The 22,873-nt window shown below is 39.9% G+C and carries 20 protein-coding genes and 1 pseudogene; 7 read left to right on the top strand and 14 right to left on the bottom strand.

Annotation, left to right across the window (positions count from 1 at the left end; translation table 11 throughout):
- Window positions 1-4 precede the first annotated feature (4 nt).
- Window positions 5-1,606, top strand: a complete 1,602-nt coding sequence (locus ACKWBX_RS00755; RefSeq protein ID WP_413966725.1) for a hypothetical protein — start codon at window positions 5-7, stop codon at window positions 1,604-1,606.
- On the opposite strand, the gene ACKWBX_RS00750 is transcribed toward ACKWBX_RS00755, so the two are convergent.
- Entirely contained in the window at window positions 1,603-2,343 is a 741-nt protein-coding gene (locus ACKWBX_RS00750) for a lysophospholipid acyltransferase family protein (RefSeq protein ID WP_413966724.1), read from the bottom strand. The two genes, ACKWBX_RS00755 and ACKWBX_RS00750, sit on opposite strands and share 4 nt — an antisense overlap.
- A 72-nt stretch (window positions 2,344-2,415) precedes the next feature.
- On the opposite strand from ACKWBX_RS00750, the gene trpS reads away from it, so the two are divergent.
- Together trpS and ACKWBX_RS00740 are read left to right on the top strand one after the other, a co-directional pair.
- Window positions 2,416-3,384, top strand: coding sequence for a tryptophan--tRNA ligase (gene trpS / locus ACKWBX_RS00745; RefSeq protein WP_413966723.1), 969 nt, complete (start codon window positions 2,416-2,418; stop codon window positions 3,382-3,384).
- Window positions 3,385-3,515: 131 nt separating this feature from the next.
- Window positions 3,516-6,020 carry a TonB-dependent receptor plug domain-containing protein gene (locus tag ACKWBX_RS00740; RefSeq protein WP_413966722.1) on the top strand — a complete coding sequence of 835 codons (2,505 nt, stop codon included), beginning with the start codon at window positions 3,516-3,518 and terminating at the stop codon, window positions 6,018-6,020.
- A gap of 5 nt (window positions 6,021-6,025) precedes the next feature.
- Here ACKWBX_RS00740 and dprA read toward each other — a convergent pair whose 3' ends face one another.
- Complete coding sequence (dprA, locus tag ACKWBX_RS00735; RefSeq protein WP_413966721.1) at window positions 6,026-7,150, bottom strand: DNA-processing protein DprA; 1,125 nt, start codon at window positions 7,148-7,150, stop codon at window positions 6,026-6,028.
- A gap of 93 nt (window positions 7,151-7,243) precedes the next feature.
- On the opposite strand from dprA, the gene ACKWBX_RS00730 reads away from it, so the two are divergent.
- The 4 genes and pseudogenes from ACKWBX_RS00730 (at window position 7,244) to ACKWBX_RS00715 (ending at window position 10,583) form a co-directional block, all read left to right on the top strand.
- Window positions 7,244-8,203 carry an HU domain-containing protein gene (locus ACKWBX_RS00730; protein ID WP_413966720.1) on the top strand — a complete coding sequence of 320 codons (960 nt, stop codon included), beginning with the start codon at window positions 7,244-7,246 and terminating at the stop codon, window positions 8,201-8,203.
- A gap of 59 nt (window positions 8,204-8,262) precedes the next feature.
- Window positions 8,263-8,778, top strand: a complete 516-nt coding sequence (locus ACKWBX_RS00725; RefSeq protein ID WP_413966719.1) for an acyl-CoA thioesterase — start codon at window positions 8,263-8,265, stop codon at window positions 8,776-8,778.
- A gap of 261 nt (window positions 8,779-9,039) precedes the next feature.
- A pseudogene (locus tag ACKWBX_RS18465) lies at window positions 9,040-9,312 on the top strand (RHS repeat-associated core domain-containing protein); the annotation flags it as partial.
- Window positions 9,313-10,199: 887 nt separating this feature from the next.
- The gene (locus tag ACKWBX_RS00715; RefSeq protein WP_413966718.1) at window positions 10,200-10,583 is read left to right on the top strand and encodes a DUF4279 domain-containing protein; all 384 of its coding nucleotides are present in this window, start codon (window positions 10,200-10,202) and stop codon (window positions 10,581-10,583) included.
- 728 nt (window positions 10,584-11,311) lie between these two features.
- Here ACKWBX_RS00715 and ACKWBX_RS00710 read toward each other — a convergent pair.
- The 12 genes from ACKWBX_RS00710 to atpE form a co-directional block, all read right to left on the bottom strand.
- Entirely contained in the window at window positions 11,312-11,860 is a 549-nt protein-coding gene (locus ACKWBX_RS00710; RefSeq protein ID WP_413966717.1) for a lipid-binding SYLF domain-containing protein, read from the bottom strand.
- 646 nt (window positions 11,861-12,506) lie between these two features.
- Complete coding sequence (locus ACKWBX_RS00705; RefSeq protein ID WP_413966716.1) at window positions 12,507-13,736, bottom strand: murein hydrolase activator EnvC family protein; 1,230 nt, start codon at window positions 13,734-13,736, stop codon at window positions 12,507-12,509.
- A 1-nt stretch (window position 13,737) separates the two neighbouring features.
- A complete protein-coding gene (locus tag ACKWBX_RS00700; RefSeq protein ID WP_413966715.1) occupies window positions 13,738-14,520 on the bottom strand; it encodes a lipoprotein insertase outer membrane protein LolB1 in 783 nt (260 codons plus the stop codon).
- Window position 14,521: 1 nt separating this feature from the next.
- Window positions 14,522-15,463 (bottom strand): tetratricopeptide repeat protein, encoded by a 942-nt coding sequence (locus tag ACKWBX_RS00695; protein ID WP_413966714.1) that lies wholly within the window; start codon window positions 15,461-15,463, stop codon window positions 14,522-14,524.
- A gap of 24 nt (window positions 15,464-15,487) precedes the next feature.
- Complete coding sequence (dut, locus tag ACKWBX_RS00690; RefSeq protein ID WP_413966713.1) at window positions 15,488-15,922, bottom strand: dUTP diphosphatase; 435 nt, start codon at window positions 15,920-15,922, stop codon at window positions 15,488-15,490.
- A complete protein-coding gene (locus ACKWBX_RS00685; RefSeq protein WP_413966712.1) occupies window positions 15,923-17,380 on the bottom strand; it encodes a lipopolysaccharide biosynthesis protein in 1,458 nt (485 codons plus the stop codon).
- Between the two features lie 218 nt (window positions 17,381-17,598).
- A complete protein-coding gene (locus ACKWBX_RS00680; protein WP_413966711.1) occupies window positions 17,599-18,843 on the bottom strand; it encodes a TCR/Tet family MFS transporter in 1,245 nt (414 codons plus the stop codon).
- Window positions 18,844-18,949: 106 nt separating this feature from the next.
- Window positions 18,950-19,810, bottom strand: a complete 861-nt coding sequence (gene atpG, locus ACKWBX_RS00675) for an ATP synthase F1 subunit gamma (RefSeq protein WP_413966710.1) — start codon at window positions 19,808-19,810, stop codon at window positions 18,950-18,952.
- Between the two features lie 84 nt (window positions 19,811-19,894).
- Window positions 19,895-21,472: a F0F1 ATP synthase subunit alpha gene (gene atpA, locus ACKWBX_RS00670; protein WP_413966709.1), complete on the bottom strand. Its 1,578-nt coding sequence runs from the start codon at window positions 21,470-21,472 to the stop codon at window positions 19,895-19,897.
- A 58-nt stretch (window positions 21,473-21,530) separates the two neighbouring features.
- On the bottom strand, window positions 21,531-22,070 hold the full coding sequence (gene atpH / locus ACKWBX_RS00665; RefSeq protein ID WP_413966708.1) for an ATP synthase F1 subunit delta: 540 nt from the start codon (window positions 22,068-22,070) through the stop codon (window positions 21,531-21,533).
- 2 nt (window positions 22,071-22,072) lie between these two features.
- A complete protein-coding gene (locus ACKWBX_RS00660; RefSeq protein WP_413966707.1) occupies window positions 22,073-22,573 on the bottom strand; it encodes a F0F1 ATP synthase subunit B in 501 nt (166 codons plus the stop codon).
- Window positions 22,574-22,660: 87 nt separating this feature from the next.
- On the bottom strand, window positions 22,661-22,849 hold the full coding sequence (gene atpE, locus ACKWBX_RS00655) for an ATP synthase F0 subunit C (protein ID WP_013993139.1): 189 nt from the start codon (window positions 22,847-22,849) through the stop codon (window positions 22,661-22,663).
- Between the last annotated feature and the right edge of the window lie 24 nt (window positions 22,850-22,873).

Here is a 22,873-nt window from a genome sequence, read left to right as displayed (position 1 = left end):
AGAGATGGGTAAAAAAAATATAGACGAATTGTTCCAAGAAAAGTTCTTGGACTTCAATGAAGTTCCGGACGAGCGTGTTTGGAATTCCATTGAAGCGTCTTTAAACGGAAAAAAGAAAAAGCGGGTCGTTCCGCTTTGGTGGAAAATAGGCGGTATTGCCGCAGTCTTGATATTGGGATTCTTCTTGATCAATCCTTTTGGTCAGGAAATCACTTCGCCTACCGATAGCACAATTACTGACACGAACAAAAAAGAAGAGCAACTTCAACAAACAGAACAAGATACTTCTAAAGAAGTGCTATTGGACAAAAATACCACGAAAGAAACGCAGATAGCCACTGAAAATACAGAAGATCAAAATCAAGATACCATTCTTAAAAAGAAGAACGACAATTTTGTTACTACCGAAAACAAAGCATCCAAAAAGGATAGTTCCAACGGAACTAAAGAAAACAAATTGATTCCTGATAATACTTTAAAAGAAGATTTCAATCAAAAAGAAGGGGTCGCCCAACATGCTGAGAGCCAAAAGAGGGATTCAGTTCAAAATGATAAGAAAAAGACCTTGGACTTTAAGAATTCCCTTCCTTTAAATGAAGCAGTTGTAGTTTCGAATGCTAACGCGAAGAAAAATGAAAAGAATAGTGAGCCCAACATCAATCCTACTAACAATAGCAATAATGTAGTGGATTTAAAGGAAAACCCTGCCAACAATACTATTGAAACAGCCGTAGCGGAAAATACTGCATCAGAAGAAAAAAAGGAGGAAGAAACGGTAATAGCCGTTACTGATGATTCTAAGAAGAAATCTATCTATGATGAGATAGAAAAAGAGCAAGAGGACGAGGAAACTATTGCGGAAAACACGGGCAATAGATGGTCCGCCGGGCCAAGCATAGCTCCCGTGTATTATAATGCCATTGGTGAAGGTTCACCGGTACACTCCATTTTCGTGCCGAATGAAAAGTCGGGAAACGTGAATTTAAGCTACGGACTATCCGTGGCATATGAGCTTACCAGCAAACTTACGGTACGTTCCGGCATTCATAAAGTAGATTACGGTTATGATACGAACGATGTGGCATTTTCCTCATCGGTCGTTGCTTCCACAAATGGGCAAATTGATAATATTGATTACAGGACTACCGCCAGAAACCTTGTGGTAACCAGTAAAACGGGCGGTGCCCCTTCCGCAGATGTGGAGGCGTTCAATGCCCTTGATGCCAGTGCGCCAGACCCGACCATAGACGGAGTTATGTCACAACAATTGGGGTATTTAGAAGTTCCTGTGGAATTGAATTATGCCCTGATCGATAAGAAATTTGGTGTTAACATCATAGGAGGTGTGAGTTCACTTTTCCTAGTCAATAATACCATTGCGCTTACTTCAGGAAATCTAACAACGGAAATTGGCGAGGCCAATAACGTGAACGATGTGAATTTCAGTACAAATGTAGGCCTAGGATTGAATTACAAGTTTTCGCCGAAATTGCAGTTGAACGTGGAACCTATTTTCAAGTATCAACTCAATGCCTTTTCTGAAGCAGACGGTACTTTTAGACCTTATTCTATAGGAATATATAGCGGGTTAAGCTTTAAGTTCTAAGACTTATTTTCCAAATCCCTCAGAATTACCTCTCGTACCTCCTCTCGGAGTGTTGCTTGGTCTTCCGCATCCAGAATTCCCGTTTCAAAAAAGGAATGCACTTTGGCCCTGCTCCTACCCGGACCTCCGCTAAAAAAAGTGAAAGGAAAACGTTTTTTATTGTCGTAAAAAGTCATGGGCACTACCGGAATCTTATGGGCAATGGCCATTCTAAAGGCACCGTTCTTAAATTCATCCAATAGAATATGTTCCTCTGGTACACCACCCTCCGGAAAAATACAAATGCTCAAACCTTGCTTTAACCGTCTTTGTGCTCTTAGATATACTCCCGTTCTGCTTTTTGAATCCTCACGATCTACCATAATACAGACACGCTTATAAAAAAATCCGAAAAGAGGTATTTTTACCAGCTCCTTCTTACCTACAAAGACAAAAGGATTTTTACTAACGTATAACATCAGCATAATGTCCAGCATACTGGTATGGTTGGCCACCAACATATAACTTTTTTCTTTGAGAAGAGGCTGCTCGTAATGCACCGTTGGAAAACAAGCCATCCCATACAAAATGGATTTGGCCCAAAGATTCCTGGCCAACCAGAAAAATTGTGGGTACCAGGTCTCCCTTGAGGCAAAAAGCAATAAAAAAGGAAAAAATAGGAGTATGGGTAGGGCCACCAAGATATAAAACCAAATTCGGTAGCCAGTTTGGAGAGTTCGTTTAAGAAGCTTGAGCATAAATCAAAAATAGTTATTTGCATCTGTTTTTTATGATTTGTTTTTACCTTTACCCACTTACGATCTCAGATTATGGCAAGAATTTTAACAGGGATTCAAAGTACGGGAACACCGCATCTTGGCAATATTTTAGGAGCTATTGTACCTGCCATAGAAATGGCCCGGAATCCTAAAAACGAATCTTTTCTTTTTATTGCGGACATGCATTCGCTTACCCAAATTAAAGATGGTGAAGTATTGCGCAACAACACTTATGCTACCGCCGCTACATGGTTGGCCTTTGGATTGGATATTGAAAAAACAGTTTTTTACAGACAGAGCGATGTACCTCAGGTCGCCGAGCTATCATGGTACTTAAGCTGCTTTTTCCCCTACCAACGATTGACCCTTGCACATTCTTTTAAAGATAAAGCCGATCGTTTAGAGGATGTAAACGCTGGTTTATTTACCTATCCCATGCTGATGGCTGCGGATATCTTATTATATGATGCCGATATAGTACCTGTAGGAAAAGACCAATTACAGCATCTGGAAATGACTCGGGACGTAGCCGCACGTTTTCATGCACAGTTGGGAGAAACTTTCGTAATGCCCGATGCCAAAGTACAGGAAGAAACCATGTACGTTCCCGGAACCGATGGCGCTAAAATGAGCAAAAGCAAAGGCAATCTTATCAACCTCTTCCAACCTGATAAAAAACTACGAAAACAGATTATGGGTATACAAACGGACAGCACGCCTATAGAAGACCCTAAGAACCCTGCTACGGATAATGTATTTGGCCTCTATAAACTTTTGGCCTCCCAACCGGAAATCGAAGAAATGAGTGCCAATTATCTTGCAGGCAATTATGGTTATGGCCATGCCAAACAAGCGCTATACGAGGTAATTCTCAAGAAATTTGAAGAACCTAGAGAACAATTTGAATATTACATGAACAATCTCCAAGAAGTTGATGAAGCTTTGGCTTTAGGCGCCGATAAAGCAAAAAAAGTTGCAAATGGGGTTTTGGAACGTGTTCGGGAAAAGTTGGGGTATTAAAATCTTATCCATTAGGTTTTTAAAATGTTAAATATAAGTGACAAACAGTTAATTTTAGGGCACGTATCATTAAAGTACTTTGTAGTGTCTCCTTGAAAGCCTAACTTAAATTCATCATATTTAAAATACTGATGAAAGACTACGCTTCGTTACTCATATTTCTTTTTGTTCTGGTCCAAACAACACATAGAATTAATTCACAGGACAACAAAAACTTTCAAAAAGTATTAGGAAAATTAACAACGTATGCTTCAAACCAAAGTCCTGAAAAAACATATATCCAAACGGATAAAGACTATTATGCCAATGGTGAGACAATATGGTTCAAGACATATTTACTGGACGGTATAACACACTATAAAAGCGATAAAAGCAAGGTCATTTACATAGAATTGGTAAATGCAAAGGACAGTGTTATCTCACAGAAAAAAATGTACGTTCAGGATTTGGGAGCCTCCGGAGATATGGCGATTCCTAAAAACATTGAGCAGGGAAAATATTCGTTGCGAGCCTATACCAAATACATGCTCAACGAGCTAGAGCCCACTTTTCATAGTAAGGAAATTTCTATTTGGTTTCAAAAATTTGATGCTTCCGTTACAGAAACGTCCCAAAAAGTTGTAAAGAATCAAAATGCGTCTGCCGGAACAATAAGACCTAAAATCAATTTTTTCCCAGAGGGGGGATACGCAGTAAGTGGAATGACCAATGTTTTTGGAATAAAAGCGACAGATATCTACGGAAACGGTGTTTCATTGGAAGGAAAAATTATTGACGAAAATGAAAACATGGTCACACCATTTAAATGCTTTGATTATGGGCTGGGCAAGGTTTCCTTTTTACCGGAAATCGGTAAAGTTTACTTCGCCAAAATAGATATAAATGGCGTTTCGGAAAAGTATAAGCTGCCTAATATACTAGATGAAGGTTATGTGTTGAATGCAAGAAATAAAGGAGGTGAAATAATCCTTGCGGTTGCTACCAATAAGGAAGAAAATCTCAAGGAAACTATGCTTTTGGGACATCTAAGAGGTCGCCTAATTCTAAAACATATCGAAAAATCCGACAAGAGCAGCTTCACTATCAAATTGCTGACCAAGGAACTACAATCCGGTGTAGCCCAATTCACGTTGTTTACTCAAAGCGGCGAAGCGGTCTCCGAACGCTTGGTCTTTATCCGAAATCCCAATAGAGAAGCGATTGTTGATGTAAAACCGGATGCACACAGGTATGAAAAAAGGAATAAAACAACAATCACTATTTCCTTAAAAGATATTCATGGAGCCCCTTTACAGGGAGAGTTCTCGAGCAGCGTGGCAACAATAAATGGAATATCCAAAGCAGAGGGTTCTACCATCGAAAGTTGGTTGCTCCTTAATTCGGATATTGGCGCGCATCTATCTAATTTGGCCTTCTTTTTTAATGATTCCAGCTCGGAAAAACAATACCTTCTGGATGCCTTGATGTTGACCCATGGATGGCGTAGGTTCGTATGGAAGGAACTATTGGACAAGAACGTGAGTAAAAAGTTCCGTTTTGAGCCAGAAAAAGGAATTTTTATAAGCGGAAAAACCACGGATTATAACAATAAGTATAGACCCAAACCCAGCTTTACTACATTGAATGTATTGCAATCTGGTATTTACCAAGAAAAAAAAGTCAGCGATAGTCAAGGTAATTTTCTTTTTGGCCCCTTTATATTTCAAGATAGCGTTGATGCAATAATCCATGCTACACCTTTGAAGGAAACCAATAGTTCAATAAAGAATGAGATTGCGATATACGTCAACAAAAGTTCTCCTAACGTATTTTTGAATAGTAAAAAAACATCCAAAAATACTAGCATCAAATTACAGGAAAATAAAGCGTATCTCAAACAGGTACAGGCTAAGAGGATAAATGATTTTAGATATAATCCGGACGTAACACAGTTGGAGGAAGTTGAAGTTACTGCCAAAAAAAAGACCAGAAAGGAAATAATAGATGAGAAGATAAGTGAGTTTACCCTTTATGGGACCGCGGATACCAGAATTTTTCCCGATTCTGTTGGAGGTATGGAAGCGGCCAATATTTTTGAATTACTTAGAACGGTGCCAGGTGTACGTGTTACGGGAGCATTTCCCAATCAAAGTATCAGAATCAGGGGAATATCTTCGTTTACGCTTTCCACGGACCCGCTCTTTCTCTTGGATGATGTGCCCATAGACGCTAGTTTTGCAAGTTCCATACAAGCTAATGAAGTTTTATTCGTGGACGTGCTAAAAGGAGCGGATGCTGCCATTTACGGATTCAGAGGTGCCAATGGAGTTGTAGCTATATATACGCAAAGAGATCTTTTTCTAGATGATATAAAGGGAAAACGAAATCCGAACGTGACCAATGTGAAAATAGCCGGGTTTTACAAAACCAGAGAGTTCTTTAGTCCGGATTATTCCGTTTCAAGACCGGAACATGTTCAAGGCGACTATAGAACTACATTGCATTGGCAACCCAAAATCAAAACAAATGAAAACGGGGAGGCCCAGCTAGAATTTTATACTGGGGATAGTACAGGTGAATATCAAATTAAGGTAGAAGGAATAACTTTTGATGGGAGCCCTTTTTCTTCCTCAAACATTTTCACGGTTGAAGAATAATATTCTTATATCGCCTCAAACAATTTTCCGGGCAATGGGCGTATGACTCCTTTCATTTCCATGGACAATAACGTTGAGGAAGCTTTGAAAATGGGGATGTTACAGGCCAATGCAATACTATCCAACAATTGTTTGCCGTTTTCCTGTAGATAAGTATAGATAGTCTGTTCAGTCTGGTCTAAATCCACAAACAACTGTTTTTGAACGGATAATGTTTTTTTCTCTTTCTCTTCCACTTCCCAATCCAACATATAAATTAAATCCGCCGCCGAAGTCAACATATGCGCTTTTTGTTGTTTGATCAGGTTGTTACATCCTATGCTGTATTTATCCGAGCTTCTTCCCGGTACGGCGAAGACATCACGGTTGTAACTGTGGGCAATATCAGCGGTGACCAAACTACCTCCTTTTTCTGCGGATTCTATCACCACGGTAGCTTCGCTCATTCCCGCGATAATTCTATTTCGCTTTAAAAAATTCTCCCTGTCCGGCTTACTCGTGCTCCAAAATTCAGTGAAGAATCCGCCGTTCTTAAGTACATCGGATTGATATTTTGCATGTGTTTTTGGGTACATCTGGTTTAACCCATGTGCCAAACACCCAATGGTCTGTAAACCATGTTTTATAGCTTCCCGTTGCACGCATATATCTACGCCATAGGCGAAACCGCTTACAATTATTGGGTTTAAAGGGGATATTTCCTCAATAAATTGCTCACAAAAAGCCATCCCATAGCTTGTGATTTTTCGGGTTCCGACTACACTGATGATTTTTCGCTGTTCCAAATCTATATTTCCTTTTCTGAAAAGAAGAATGGGCCCATCTATGCAATGCTTTAAATATTGGGGATAATCAGTATCCTGAAAATAGGTGCTCTCTATTTCATTTTTAATAAGAAAGTTATATTCTGACTCTGCCGCTTCCAAGTGTTCCGTCTCAAAAAGATGCTTGATGGTATGCGTACCAATACCATCAATTTTTAATAAGTGCTCCCGCTTTTCCTCAAAAATAGCAGCCGGGCTACCGCAATGGGATATAAGTCGCTTTGCAATAACATCCCCTATATTCGGGATGTGCTGCAGTCGCAACATCGCAATTAGTTCTGTTTTAGCACGTTGGGAAATAGTCATGATATTACTTCAAATTGGGACAAATATAATGTTAATAAAAAGTTGTTCCGCCCGTTTACAAGCCTTCATTTTTTTTTCATATTTGTTCTGATTATGATATTAGAACATTATATAAGCGATTTGTTATATCGATATAATTGTGTCATCGTTCCTAATTTTGGAGCTTTTTTGGCACATCAAGTATCGGCACGCATTAATGAGACGTCAAATACTTTTTTTGCCCCTTCAAAATCATTGGGCTTCAATGAGCAATTGAATTCCAATGACGGTCTGTTGGTTTCCCATATAGCCGAAAGCGAAAAAATTACTTATGAAGAGGCGTTATCTCGCATAGAAGAACTTGTAAAGGATTGGAAGTTAAAGCTGGCCTCGGAACTGAAAATAAGTTTACCATCCGTTGGCAATCTTTGGAACAATGAAGATGGCAACATACAGTTTCAGCCTACCGAAGACATTAATTACCTGACTTCTTCCTTTGGCCTAAATACATTCCATAGTATTCCCGTAACCAGGGAAGTCCTCAAAGAAGAAGTGGTTGCTTTGGAAGAAAAAATACCGTTCGTTATAAGTCCGGAGCAACGTGAACGTAATAGCTTTAGGCCTTATTTAAAATATGCGGCAATCTTGTTGTTGGCACTATCTACAGGATTAACGGGATACCGTTTCTATCAGGAAGGTCTACTAACTGAGCAATTGGCAAACCAAGAAGCTCAAAAACAGATTCACAAGGAAATACAGGAAGCGACTTTTTTTGATACGACTCCCATGGAATTGCCGACCATCAATGTAAATGCGATTACATCGGTCAAAAGTAAACGAGCAACAGGTATGCACCATATCGTGGCCGGTGCTTTTCGAATAAAGGCAAATGCGGACCGTAAAATTTTACAATTGCAGAAACAAGGCTATAGTGCGGCCTATTACGGGACGAATGCCTATGGGCTACATATGGTGACTTATGAGAGCCATGACAATCCCAAAGACGCCTTGAAATCCTTACGCGAGATAAAACGAACCCGGTCAAAAGACGCTTGGCTACTTTCCGAAAAATAAAGTGTTCCTTGCTTTAGAAGGCTAATCCTTGACCGTATCTTTGCGGAAATTCTTCCTTTATGAAAGCTAAAGCTCCTGCAGCATCACGAACCGTTATGACCGATATGGTCCTTCCGAGTGAAACCAATCCCCTTAATAATCTATTTGGTGGCGAATTATTGGCCAGAATGGACCGTGCCGCAAGTATTGCCGCGAGACGCCATAGCCGTAGGATTACCGTAACCGCATCTGTAAACCACGTAGCCTTTAACCGTGCCGTTCCTTTGGGAAGTGTGGTTACCGTAGAAGCTGCCGTTTCCAGGGCTTTTAAAACCTCTATGGAAATTTATTTGGATGTGTGGATCGAGGACCGTTTCACAGGGGAAAAAACAAAAGCGAACGAAGCTATTTATACCTTTGTGGCCGTGGATGACACCGGAAAACCTACAGAAGTGCCGCCACTGTCCCCGGATACCGAATTGGAAAAGGAACGTTTTGCCGGAGCCTTACGTAGAAAACAACTCAGTTTAGTGTTGGCAGGTAAAATGAAACCTAATGAAGCTACGGAATTACGTGCCCTGTTTATGGGGGAGTAATTTTTGGACTATAGTTTTACTGATTTTTTCAATTTGAAATTTATCGCTTATGCTTAGAATGACTATGCGTGTCAGCAGTCATCCCAAAGTAAAAATGAACATCGTAGAAATTTGAAGACCATGTTTTGAGATTTCTCACGCTCATTGTATTCGGTTCGAAATGACTAAAACCATTTCACAGTCATTTCAATATAAGCAAAGCGATTAAGAAATCTCCTTTCAAAACGCAAGCCCAACCGATATTTCCTAGACCGAGCGTGCCGATTCGTTACAGGTCATGAACACTTCTTTGAGGTTTCCTTGATCCATATGAACGGCCGTATGTATGATGCCCAATTGGGCAGGTTCCTTTCCCCGGACAATTACATACAAGACCCCTTTAATACCCAAAATTATAACAGGTATGGGTATGTCTTGAACAATCCTTTAATGTATAACGATCCAAGTGGAGAAGCGGCTGTAGAAGCTGGTGCACTTGTAATAATTGCCACAATTATTGTGGGTCTATTTGCAGCAGCAGGTGCATACGCATTAGTTAAAAACATATTTTTCAATGATTTTTCTAGTGGTACTTTTGAACAAGCTGCCCCAGTACCTTCTAACACTCAAAACAACACTCAGATGGCCTCGAGCAATTCTAGCTCTGGCCGGCCGCCGGCCTATAATGAAGGAGGTGGGCCTATAACATTGAATATACCGGCGGTAGATGTCTCAGGTAATGTCATAAACTATACCCTTGGCAATAACTTCTCCTTCCAAAACGCAAGCCCGACCGGTATCTCTTTGACCGGGCGTGCCGACCCGTTACAGGGCATGGCAAGACCGGAAGGTTGGGAATATAACCCTACCGCAGGTGCAGCACAATTTGCTGAACCAGAAAGTGAAGGCTTTAATATTACTACGGAAGATGTTATAGATACTGCGTTGGACTTTATCCCCGTAGTAGGTGGGGCCAAGGACATTTATAAAGGTATACGTGATGGTGACGGTTGGCAAGTGGCCATTGGCGCTGGATCCATAGTTTTGGATATCTTTACGGGAGGAACGGCCTCCCTTATTAAAGGAGGTATTAAAACAGGAATAAAAGCCGGAGGTAGGTCATTAATTAAAAAAGCGCAAAAAAGTGTTTTTAAAAGTCCTACTACGCAGTTTTTTGAAGGTGCGGCTAAAGAGAGTAAGCACGGAATAAAATCTCTTGGTGCAGCAGCCAAAGGCTTTTCTAAAAACAGTTTTAAATCAATTGATGCAAAGCTATTAGCCAAAAATGGAATCAAAAATATTCATCAATTTAAACAGGATTTTCTTGGTAAAAAAGCGATCTTAAAACACTTTGATGTAGTAAAACATACTCAATCTGGAGAACTCCTGATTATAAGAAAATCAACACAAGAAATTATTGAATACACTGGAACTATTATAAGATGAAATACTTATCCAAAGCATATGCTTACTTCACAATAAGCGGTAAGAATCTGGACATAAATGACTTCAACAATTATCTCAAAATAAAACCTACTGGGTTTGGTGAAAATCGCTTTAAAGAGAAATTTTGGGATTACAAAATTGAAGCGAAGGACGCTAATGAAGGTCTAGATCAATCTATTGAGAAATTAATGAAAGTACTCAATCCAAAGTCTAATGAGATTAAAGCTTACGCATATAAAGAAAATTTATATACTAAAATTTTTGTAGTTATTGAAAATAAAAACAATGAAAACAACGGTGTATTTTTCGATAAGGTTTTTATAAAATTTTTGAATGACTTAGGAGCTGAAATTGAGGTTGATTTTTACAATAGCGATTAAATATGGACTAAATGATAGCAATTAGTGAAAGTCTCTCACTCCTCAATAGTTGTAGCACTACAAGTCAAAAACATTACTAAGTAGCTTTGATAAAATAAAGGGTATAGTGCCCCCCGCTACCGCCAGTCTCTGCCATAGGCAGACAAGTATGACCAGTGGCGGTATGAGTAAGAAAAAAGAAATTTTTTAAGAAACAAAGGCTGCAGAGCAAAGCTGCGACCTTTGCTTTTGGGTTCTGTCTGGGCTTTGCCATAAGATACAGTCATGTGTTAGCGGAGGTTTGAAAGGTAGATTTCTCGCATTTGCTCGAAATGACTAAAACCACTTCACAGTCATTTCGATATGAGCGAGGCGATTGAGAAATCTAAACCGTAATTGTTATAATTACTATAGAAAGCCAATCCCTTCTGCTCAAACCTAGGTTTGACCACCTTCCCTTTCCTTCAACTCCGCTCAGGATGGCAGGGGAAGGAGCTTTTCAACTTATAGCTTTAGGAAATCTTGGCTGCATAACCACGTTTAATGCGCTTAAATTCTTTTTAAAAAACCTTGAATCCAAAAAATTGAATCCAACTACTGTTGTCCTTAAAGTATTCTATTAAAAAAAGCCCCTGTTAGGGGCTTTTGTTTTAATCCAGATTCACTAAAAAGGCGGTAACGATAAAAACCGTTAAGACAAACACTATAAAGACATTATAGTTTTTTTTGACCTTTTTCTTCATCGGTTTTTATTTTTCAGAAGCTGTTTCAAAGGCTTCAAATTCAAAACGTTGTCCACCCACGGTTACATCTGCCATCAAGCCTGCTTTGGGTAGCGCAAATACGGCCACACCATCTTCATACTTTGCTTTTAGGGCTTTCCCGGATTTCAAGACTACTGCGGAGATTCCGGCATCAAATTCGTAGTTATCACTTTTAAACTCATTAAAAGCAGTTTCATTCTCAAAGAAAATAGCTTCAATAACAGATTGTCCACCGGCTTGCAACCCTACATTCAATTTTTTCAGGTTTGCGGTTCCTACGCTTGTACCGCCTTGGTACACGATTCCGTTTCCGGAAGCTCCTCCAATAATTAATCCGCCTTTACCCACATTCGGGAAAATCACATATCCGTATGCGGAATCAAAAAAATCACCAATTCTTTCATTCTCGGCTATTAGCGTGGTCTTTGCTTTTTCGGCATCCGCCATTAATTCTTTTTCTTCTTCCGTTTGTGCGGTCATACTTGTAATTGTCATAGCAAACAATGCCATGGCAAACCATTTAAACTTTTTCATGTTCCTGTATTTTTTACGAGTTAAACTTAATTTATAAAAGGTAGTCTCCTTTTCGATTTCAAAATTAAAACGATGTGCCTTAGACATTTAACTCATTTAAAATAGAATTTGATTCAAATTAAAGAAGAAAAGGACTGTGGTAGTCAGGTTAGAAACAATTGAAAATATTATTGCGTCATTTCGAAGGAATAAGATGACTGAGAAATCTAAAAAGTAGTTCCAATATATATTTATTACTGAGTTAATTGAGATTTCTCGCTTTCGCTCGAAATGACTAAAACGACCTCGCAGTTATTCTGAAGGAATGGAATGACTGAGAAATCTAAGCACGATTAGTTACCCCAATTTAGAAGAGCTATCCCTTCCGCTCAAACTAAAGTTTGACCACCTTCTCTTTCCTTCGACTCCGCTTAGGATGCGAGGGAAGGAGATTTTGGGAAGCTGTAGTCATTTCGATATGAGTGGAGCGATTGAGAAATCTAAAAAAACAATACGATTTATATTCTGTTACCAGATTGGCTGAGATTTCTCACGCTCATTTTATTCGGTTCGAAATGACTAAAACAAAAACGAGTCCTTTGGATATAGAATACATAGCATCGATATATATTGAGAAATTTTGCGTGAGACTAAAAGTAGTGATAGCCTATAATCGGTACACCCATTCCTCCGGATTTAAGCGAGAAGTGTTCTGATACAGATAAAACTTCAAGCGTGTCTGTCCGTTAGACCGATTGGTATAAATAGTTCCTAATTCTTCTTTAACGCTAACCTTATCCCCTTTTTTAACGTACAGTTCGGATAAATTATAATAGGTGCTGATAAAATTTCCGTGTTTGATTTGAACACCCTTGTTTCCACCGGGTACTGCGAGAATGGCAATGACCTCCCCTTCAAAAATGGCCCTGGCCTTTGCACCGGAATCCGTAGAGATAATGACGCCGTTGCTTTGATGCTTGATTCCGGGATACACCGCATCATTATAAATACCGAAACCTTGACTCTTTACCCCTTTTTCCACGGGCCAAATGAGTTTTCCCTTATTGGACGAAAAGTTTTTGGCAATCAACGTTGCTTCCGGCGTCAAGGAGAACTTGCTTGAACTCGTGTTTTTCTTTCCTGATTTTTTATTGGAGGCCGCTATGGCACTGCGAATCAATTTTTCAATCTGTTTGTCAATTTTACGGGCTTCCCGTTTCTTTTCGTCTATCGCCCTGGCATACTTGCTTTCATTGGCCCTGATGGTGCTCAACAAAGCTTTCTGTGCCTGAATCTCACCAAACAGCTCGTCTTTGGCTTTTCTGTTCTGCGCCAACAATATCTCTTTGACCTTCCGTTCCTCGTTCAAATCGCTGTTCAAACGGGTCAATTCATCCGTCTTTTCAATAATCCGCTCACCTTGTTCCTTTCTATAATCCGTATACTGTTTCATGTACTGTAACCTTTTAAAAGCTTGGTAGAAGCTTTCGGAAGACAACAAAAACATCAAGCGGTTCTGTTTGGATTTGTTCTGATATGATTTTTGAATCATCGTGGCATATTCGTGCTTGATTTCTTGAAGCTCGGATTTGAGTTTGCCAATGTTCCTGATATTGGTATTGATTTGTCTATTCAACAAATTCGCCTGTTGGTTGGAAACACGAATCAACTGCTGCCGCACACTGATTTTTTTGTCCAACGCTTCCACTTGATCCAATACCGAACCTTTTTCTTTCTTTTCGGCAAACAGCAAACGGTTGATATCCCTAATCTCGTTTTGAAGCTGTTCCCGTTTTTCCTCCAAGGCTTTTTGTTCGCTTGTCTGTGCATAAGAGCAACCTATCCCAAAAAGCACAAGCAGCACAAATACAATATGTTGAACATCTTTTTGTTGCATTTTACTTTAAGACGATTTCTTTAAAACCTTTTGGTATTTTATATGGAAAATTAAGAGGGGTATTCAATTCTAGATTTCGGTATTCCAAGGCGATAGTGTTCTCTTCCTCCGAGGCTGTCGCTTTAACTAGAACGGAATTGGGCAAAATAGCTTCTTGAACTTTTTGATAGTCCTCATAAGCAATGGTCAACAACCTTTTCTCAAGTGGTTGCGAAAGTTGCTGCATGGCCATCTTAAAATTTTGTGGTTCTATTTGAAACAGTATTTTGTATAACGTCCCGGCAGTTTTTGGAGTGAGCCGATACCCTTTGTCGGTAGTGGAGAGTATGTATTTTTCGTCCCGTAAATCGACCAAGGCCTGGCCTAACAACAAATTTTGTACAATGGAAAAGTCCACTTCCGTTCCCAGCAGTTTGCTTAAATAGGAGAAATCCCCATCAAAATATTCATTCTGCAACTTGTTATAGAATGATACCCTTTCCGGTGATATATAAACCTTCCCAACGCCGAACGGAGCACTGAGCCATATAGCCTTGTTTTTTTCCATCCGAAGGCTCACACTAACGCTTTTGGAAGATTCCCCGTCCGAATAATCAATTTTGACCTTGCCTCTTAGCGTTTTAAAATCAAGCTCGTTCTGGTAGTGTGCCTTAATGACCGCTTTTGCAGAGAGTCGTTCGTTAACGGTACCATCGGAAATCACTTTCTTACTTTTACAAGAAGAAAACAGAAAAACAAACGTTAAAACGAAAATGGCATATCGTAATGTAGTGTAGGTCATCATTTTAAAATCCGGGTTTTACCTTACTAAGGTACATATTCGCCTTGGAAGGGTTAGAAATTGCATTATATGCGTTTGCCAGTTCTTGGTAAATCTTATTGCCCAAAGAAATATCGTTGACCAGATAATCCAGGGCGGACTCTAAAACTTCAATTGCTTTTCTGTATTTTTTGGCCCTATTTAAAGCGTACCCATTGGTATAATAAAAATAGGGCTGTAAGGGGTAGTTTTCCAAGGCCTCTTCGGAAACTTGAAGTACCAAAGCATTACCGTTTTTCATCATCAACATCCCCTTTAACCTTGTTTTGTAGTGTTCCATGGTCAATATTTCATTGCTCTCACTTCTTGTAACCGTAAAACTTGTTGTCTTTTTCTGTTTTTCTTTATCTGCTATAGAATCTTCTATTCTTTGTCTCAATGACGCAATATTGTTCGTATTTTGAAGTTTTTTTAATAGCGCCAAAGCCGATTCATATTCCTTTTTCTCAAAATAGATTTTGGCCAAATTTTCTTTCAATTTCATATTCTCCCAAGGAATGCGCTCCGTTAACAGGTCCATTTCTGCCTTTTGGGCAATCACCAAATCATTTAATGTATTGAGATACCAGTAGTTTTGCGGTGCCCCATTTACCGCTTCAATAGCGTATTCCTGACCCTGTATGTATTTTTTATCCAAAAGATATGTTCTGGCCAACTCGTGCGAAACCGCTAAATTTTCAGGTTCCAACTGCTTGCATTCTAAAAGATAGTTGATGGATTTATCGTAATTCTGAATCCCTTTTTGTTTTAATGCTTCAAAAAAGTTCTCTTGAAAAGCATCTGAATAGGCTTCCAAAAAAACTTCCGCACTTTGTTCTACATTGAGCTCATTTTCCTCTTGGGCAAGACAAGTCACGGGATATAACATCCCAATCGCCATTACAAGAAAGAAAATATACTTTTTCATAAGCATCTATGCGTTATACAGGGACTATTTAACTCCGGTACTCCCAAAACCACCTGCTCCCCGGGCGGTGTCCGACAGTTTTTCAACGAGTTTCCATTCCGCACGTTCATGTTTGGCAATGACCATTTGTGCAATACGTTCCCCATTTTCGATTATAAAAGGTTCATTGGAAAGATTTACCAAGATTACACCCACTTCCCCCCTATAGTCAGCATCAATCGTGCCAGGAGCATTCAATACGGTAATCCCTTTTTTGGCGGCCAAACCACTTCTGGGCCGCACTTGTGCTTCAATCCCTACGGGCAGTTCCATAAAAAGACCGGTAGGTATAATCTTTCGCTCCAAGGGTTGCAAAGTGACCGATTCGGTCAGGTTTGCCCTTAAATCCATTCCGGCCGAAGCCCCTGTTTCATAGTGCGGCAAATCATGTGCCGATACATTGATCAATTTAATCTCCATCTATTTTGAAACTATTTTTTTAAGGTTATCAAACTCCATTTTATAGACCAATCCCAAGAAAATCAATAATAAAACAATCCCAACTATCAGATTTCTATCAAAAATATAAAATGACAGGATTGAAAAGAGGATTGATACTCCTAAATAAAATCCAATTTTTCGCATATTATAAGGTACTGGGTAATACTTTTTTCCAAAGTAATAGGATAATAGCATCATTGTACCATAAGCGATCAATGTAGCTATTGCAGAAGCCATGTACCCGATTTTTGGAATAAACGCCAAGTTGATGATAATCGTCAGGATAGCTCCGATAGCGGAGATATAAGCTCCGAACTTTGTTCTGTCCGTGACTTTATACCAAACGGAAAGGTTATGGTAAATTCCCAAGAAGAAACTCGCCAGAACGATCAAAGGTACAATGGACATGGCATCCCAATAGGATTCGTTCAAAACAATCAACTTTTTGAGCACATCCGCGAACACTACTACCGCTAGAAGTATGATACTGCCCAAGACCACAAAATAATTGGTGATTTGGGCATAAGCCTTTTGAGGTTCTTTTGTATCCGAATGACTGAAAAAAAATGGCTCTATTCCCATACGAAAAGCCGTGGCAAAAAGAGTCATGAACAGCGCCAATTTATAACAGGCCGAGTATTTTCCCATTTCGCTCTTGGCAATATCTTGTGGCAATAGTTCGGATAGCAAGTACCTATCAAAAACTTCGTTGATGGTAAAAGCGATACCTGCAATCATAACGGGCATCGCATATTTCAGCATCCGCCGCCATAGATGGATATCAAAGGTGTATGAACGTCCTATATACACGCCTAACATTAGCAGCAAGGTTACCCCACTTGCAGTGAGGTTGGATATCAGAATATAGGATATTTCAAAATCAGGGACATAGATTCCGCTAAAGATACTTGAAGAATTTTCCGCGACCCATTTGGGCAACAGTATCAAGAAAAATAAATTCAGCCCCAAATTCATGGCTACGTTTAATATTTTTATCACCGCGTAGCGCATCGGTTTTTCATTTGCCCTTAACAAAGCGAACGGAATAATAACCAAGGCATCCAATGCCAAAATACTCAGCACGAACTTCATATAGCGTACCTGTACATTTAAAATATGGGCAATACCTTCTTTAAAAACAATCCCGATGATAAGAAACAAAATAGTTGAGATGCCCAAGGACAAAAGCGAAGTGGAAATAACATGCTGTCTATTTTCCGCTTCTTTGTAAAAACGAAAAAAAGCGGTCTCCATCCCATAGGCCAAAAACACATTAAAAATAGCGAACCAAGAAAATATAAGGGTGACTTCTCCGTACGTGCCCGGAGGCATGACCGCCGTGTAAATGGGCACTAATAAAAATGACAGCATCCTTGGCAAAACCGTTGCCAAACCATAAATAGCAGTTTGTTTAAAGAGTTTTTTTAACGGATTCAATAGCGAGAAGGTTGAGCCTCAAAATTATGCATTTCAAAACAATCTCAGAAACCTTTCAAAGAAGATTCAAGAATGCCAATCAATACCTCATCTTTCTAACCATCTTTTGGTTCTTTTAGCTGCTGCAATTCTTTTTTTATTTCCCTTCCTATGAAAAGACTCAGAATAAGTAAAACAGCTATTGACGATACGATGATATAGGCTTTAAATAAGACTGCCTATCGTATTGGATTAATTATAGTGCCATCTTCCTCTAAATTCATTTTTTTCATGGCCATAATGGCGAAGAGCAGTGAAATGAACAAGAATCCGGCTGCCAAGGTGTAAGGCGCTCCGGGAAAATAAATTTCTCCCTCCGGACGAATAAAGAAATAAAATACGGGAGAAAATATCAACTGACCTAAAATGGCCGTGACGCTGACCAAGCCCGTTATGGCACCTTGAAGGTTGCCCTGCTCTTTCTCCGAAACTTGATTGGAGATAATTCCTTGAATAGTGGGTCCGGCAGCACCACCCAAAGCATATGGGATCAGAAAGGCGTATAACATCCAAGGTTCGGAAGCTACGGAAAACAAGAACATACCAAGCGTCCACAAAATAAATCCGGAAATGACCACCGTCTTTTTACCCAAAGCCCTTACAAGTTTCCCTACCAAGGCACCCTGTACGATGGCGACCAATAAACCCACGACCATTAAGGATATACCTATCTCTTTGGGACTCCAATCATAACGTTCTATACCATAATAGGACCAAGTAGACGGTAATGCCTGACCCGCTAGATTGGCCAAAAAGAAAGCAAAAATCAATAATAAAACCCCTTTATAGTTTCGTAAGCTGACCAATGAAACCCCAGGAATCATTTTTAAGAGGTTGATTTCCCTTCGATTTTCTGGAACAAGGGATTCTGGCACGGCGAACCAACCAAAAAGAAAATTGGCAAACGTAAGTCCAGCAGCTATGTAAAAGGGCAATCGAATATCTATTTCTCCAAAAAAACCTCCTATACCCGGGCCTATGATAAAACCAAGACCAAATGCAGCGCCTATTAGACCAAAATTCTTCGCTTTTTCTTCTTTTGTACTGATGTCCGCAATATAGGCCGAAGCCACCGTGAAACTAGCTCCGGTGATCCCGGCTAAAAACCGCCCCACGAACAACCACATGATGGTAGGTGCCCAAGCATGAATCAAATAATCGATGCTTAGTCCCAATAATGCTAGCAAAAGAATTGGTTTTCTTCCGAATTTATCCGAAATCTCCCCCAAAACAGGAGAAAACAAAAATTGCATCCCTGCAAAAGCCGTAGTCAGCCACATTCCATAAATCACGGCCATAGCGGTACCTTCTCCGGTCAATTCCATTATTAGATCGGGAATAATAGGAAGAATGATACCGATGCCGATGACATCTACAAGAATGGTGATAAAAATAAAGAGTAAGGCGGTTTTTTTGCTTTTCATGGTCAGCGCAAAAATCGGTTAAAAAAATAAAACCCCGCATTACATGCGAGGTTTTTATTTTTCGAGTTCCTTAGAAACAGATTGCTTCGCTGTACTCGCAATTACGTTAGTTGTTTAAAGCTTCCGCTCCTCCAACAATTTCCAAAATTTCATTGGTAATGGCCGCTTGTCTTGCCTTGTTGTATGTTAATTTCAGCTGGTCTCTAAGCTCCGTTGCATTATCGGTCGCTTTGTGCATCGCCGTCATACGGGCTCCGTGCTCACTCGCGAAAGAATCACGAATACCTTTGTATAATTGTGTTTTAAGTGATTTTGGTATCAATTGTGCTACAATCTCTACTTTGGAAGGTTCAAAAACATAATCTGAATTCACACTTTCTTCACCTGCTACCGGAACAATAGGCAAAAATTGCTCTGTCATTACAATCTGGGTAGCGGCATTTTTGAATTTATTGTAAACAATCTCTATTCTATCATATGAACCGTCCACAAATTTCTCCATCAAGCTTTCCGCAATAACGGCAACATTATCAAAAGTAAGCTCGTCAAAAACAGCACTGTGATTTGCTACAACATCATATCTTTTTCCAAGAAAATCAGCGGCTTTTTTACCTATGGCGACAAAATCGACCTGTTTTCCTGCGTAAACTGTTTCGGTCAAATTGGTGCACTGTTTTAAAATATTGGAATTGAATGCGCCACATAGACCTCTATTGGAAGTGACCGCCACAACCAAAACTTTGTTCACCGGACGGTCATCCGAAAACTTGCTTCCCGAATCCGCATCCAGACTTGCGCTCAAATTCTGAAGTAGTTCTGTAAGCTTATCCGCATAAGGTCTCATGGCCGTAATAGCATCCTGAGCCTTTTTCAACTTCGCAGCCGATACCATTTTCATGGCACTGGTTATCTGCATGGTTGAAGAAACCGATGAAATTCTATTTCTAATCTCCTTAAGGTTCGCCATTTTTTTAGTATTTAGTCGTTATTAATTAGTAGTTAGAACTCATTCTGTCCTTAATACTAACTACTTTATACTCATTTCTATGGACTAATTATATTTTGACGACAAGTCCTTACAAACAGCAGTCAATGTTTCCGTTACTTCATCCGTAAGTTTTCCTGCTTTTAACGTATCCAAGACGTCTCTATGTTTCGCATTTAAAAACTCTAGATAATCTCTTTCAAACTCCTTTACCTTATCCACGGGAACATCCTTCAATAAGTTTTTAGAGCCTGCATAAATGATTGCCACCTGATTTTCTACCGTGAAAGGATCGTTCTGCGCTTGCTTCAAGATTTCAACGTTGCGACGTCCTTTTTCGATAACATTTAGAGTAGCGGCATCCAAATCGGAACCAAACTTGGCAAAGGCTTCCAATTCGCGGAATTGTGCCTGATCTAATTTCAACGTACCCGATACTTTTTTCATGGATTTAATCTGAGCGTTACCCCCCACACGTGATACCGAAATACCTACGTTAATCGCAGGACGCACCCCTTGGTTAAATAAATCTTGCTCCAAGAATATCTGACCATCCGTAATCGAAATTACGTTAGTTGGAATATATGCAGAAACGTCACCTGCCTGTGTTTCAATAATGGGCAATGCCGTTAAGGAACCACCACCTTTTACCATGGGTTTCAATGAATCTGGCAAGTCGTTCATATCTTTTGCTATGGCATCATCATTGATCACCTTAGCGGAACGCTCCAATAATCTGGAGTGTAGGTAGAAAACGTCACCGGGATACGCCTCACGTCCTGGAGGTCTTCTTAACAAAAGAGAAACCTCACGATATGCAACGGCTTGCTTTGAAAGATCATCATAGATAATTAAAGCTGGGCGACCGGTATCACGGAAGTATTCTCCGATAGCGGCACCTGCCATGGGCGCATATACCTGCATGGGCGCAGGGTCCGAAGCATTGGCCGCTACGATAGTCGTATAGGCCATAGCACCTTTATCTTCCAATACCTGAGCGATTCCTGCTACAGTAGAAGCTTTTTGTCCTATCGCCACATAAATACAATATACAGGTTCCCCTGCATCATAAAATTCCTTTTGATTCAAAATGGTATCGATACAGACCGTAGTCTTACCTGTTTGACGGTCACCAATGACCAACTCACGTTGTCCTCTACCCACGGGTATCATCGCATCAATCGCCTTGATACCGGTTTGCATTGGCTCCGTTACCGGCTCTCGGAAGATTACCCCCGGGGCTTTACGTTCCAATGGCATTTCATATGTTTCTCCAGTAATAGGGCCTTTACCATCTATAGGTATCCCTAAAGTATTTACTACACGTCCGGAAATTCCTTCTCCAACATTAATCGAGGCGATGGTTTGGGTACGCTTTACTATGGAACCTTCCTTTACGTCACGTGAAGGACTCAATAGTACTACACCTACATTGTCTTCTTCCAAGTTCAAAACGATTCCTTTAAGTCCGCCCTCGAACTCTACCAATTCGCCATACTGTGCATTGGCCAAACCATAGACCCTGGCGATACCATCACCTACCTGCAATACGGTTCCCACTTCATCTAAAGTAGCGGTTGCGTCAAATCCTGATAATTGTTGTTTTAAAATTGCTGATACCTCAGCGGCTTTTACTCCTGCCATTTTTATAGACGTTAGATGTTAGACGCTAGACTTTAGATGTCAACCGTCCTCCTATTTATTATAGACTATTTGTAAATTCTCTTTTTAAATTGTTCAATTTGTTGGCGATGCTTGCATCAAATTGTAAATCTCCCACTCTCAATACAAAACCCCCGATGATACTTTCATCAACCGTATTCTCTATGGTTACTTCATTGCCCGTAATGGAAGTGATTTGCTTTAAGACCTTTTTCTCCAGCTTATCATCCATAGGAACAGCCGTGGTTACATAGGCCAAATCCTTCCCTTTTAGCGCTTCGTTTAGGATAATGTATTTAAGTGCCACTTCATTCAGAATGGCCACACGTTTATTGTCTACCAATAAATTGATAAGACCCTCCGTAATGGCATGGCTTCCTTTAAAGATTTTGTTCAGCACTTCTTTTTTGGCACTGGATAAAATCACTGGATTGGCCATCATCTCCCTTAGCTCTTTATTGTCGGTAATCGTTTGGACAATGCCATGCATGTCTTTTTCTACCTTGTCCGTAGCTTTCTTGTCCACTGCCAAGTCCAAAATAGCTTTGGCATAGCGTAATGCCGCTCTAGAATTGCTCATGATTAGTTCAATTTGATGTCACCCAACATTTCATCAACCAGCTTTAACTGTTTCTTTTTGTCGGACAATTCTTCTTTGATGACTTTTTCGGCTATTTCTATGGAAAGATTAGCAACTTGTGACTTGATATCCGCCATTGCGGCTTTCTTTTCGCCCTCGATAGCGCTTTGGGCCTGTTTTATCATTTTATCTGCTTCAATGCTTGCTTGTTCTTTGGCATCGGCGACTGTCTTATCTTTTATTTCACGAGCTTCTTTCAACATTTCATCACGCTCCGCTCTCGCTTCTTTTAAAAGTCTATCATTATCCGCCTGAAGATTTTGCATCTCCTTTTTCGCGTTTTCGGCAGCGTCCAATGCGTCTTGAATACCCGCTTCACGCTCATTCAATGATGTCAATATCGGTTTCCAAGCAAACCTCACCAACAAGAAAATCAATCCTAATAAAAGAATTGTCTGTACAATGAATAGTCCTGGCGAAAAATCGTTTAATAAAGTTTCCATATCAATGAAAGATTATGTCTTAGTTTTTTAATTGAAAACATTTCCTGCAACCAACCGTTACAGGAAAATGCTTTGTTTGTTCTGCTCTTATTTTCCTAAGAACAAGGCACCAAATGCCAAACCTTCTAAAAGTGCAGCAATGATAATCATCGCAGTTTGAATTTTTCCGGTCGCTTCTGGCTGACGCGCAATACCTTCCATTGCCTTACCACCGATTTGACCTAGTCCAATACCTGCTCCGATTACGATTAAACCGGCTCCAATTAAGTTGTACATAATAAATGATTTATATAAAAAATT

This window comes from Maribacter algae, from assembly GCF_047345745.1.
Lineage (GTDB): Bacteria > Bacteroidota > Bacteroidia > Flavobacteriales > Flavobacteriaceae > Maribacter.
The sequence above is the reverse complement of the archived record's forward strand: the minus strand, read 5'-3'. Positions and strand labels throughout refer to the sequence as shown.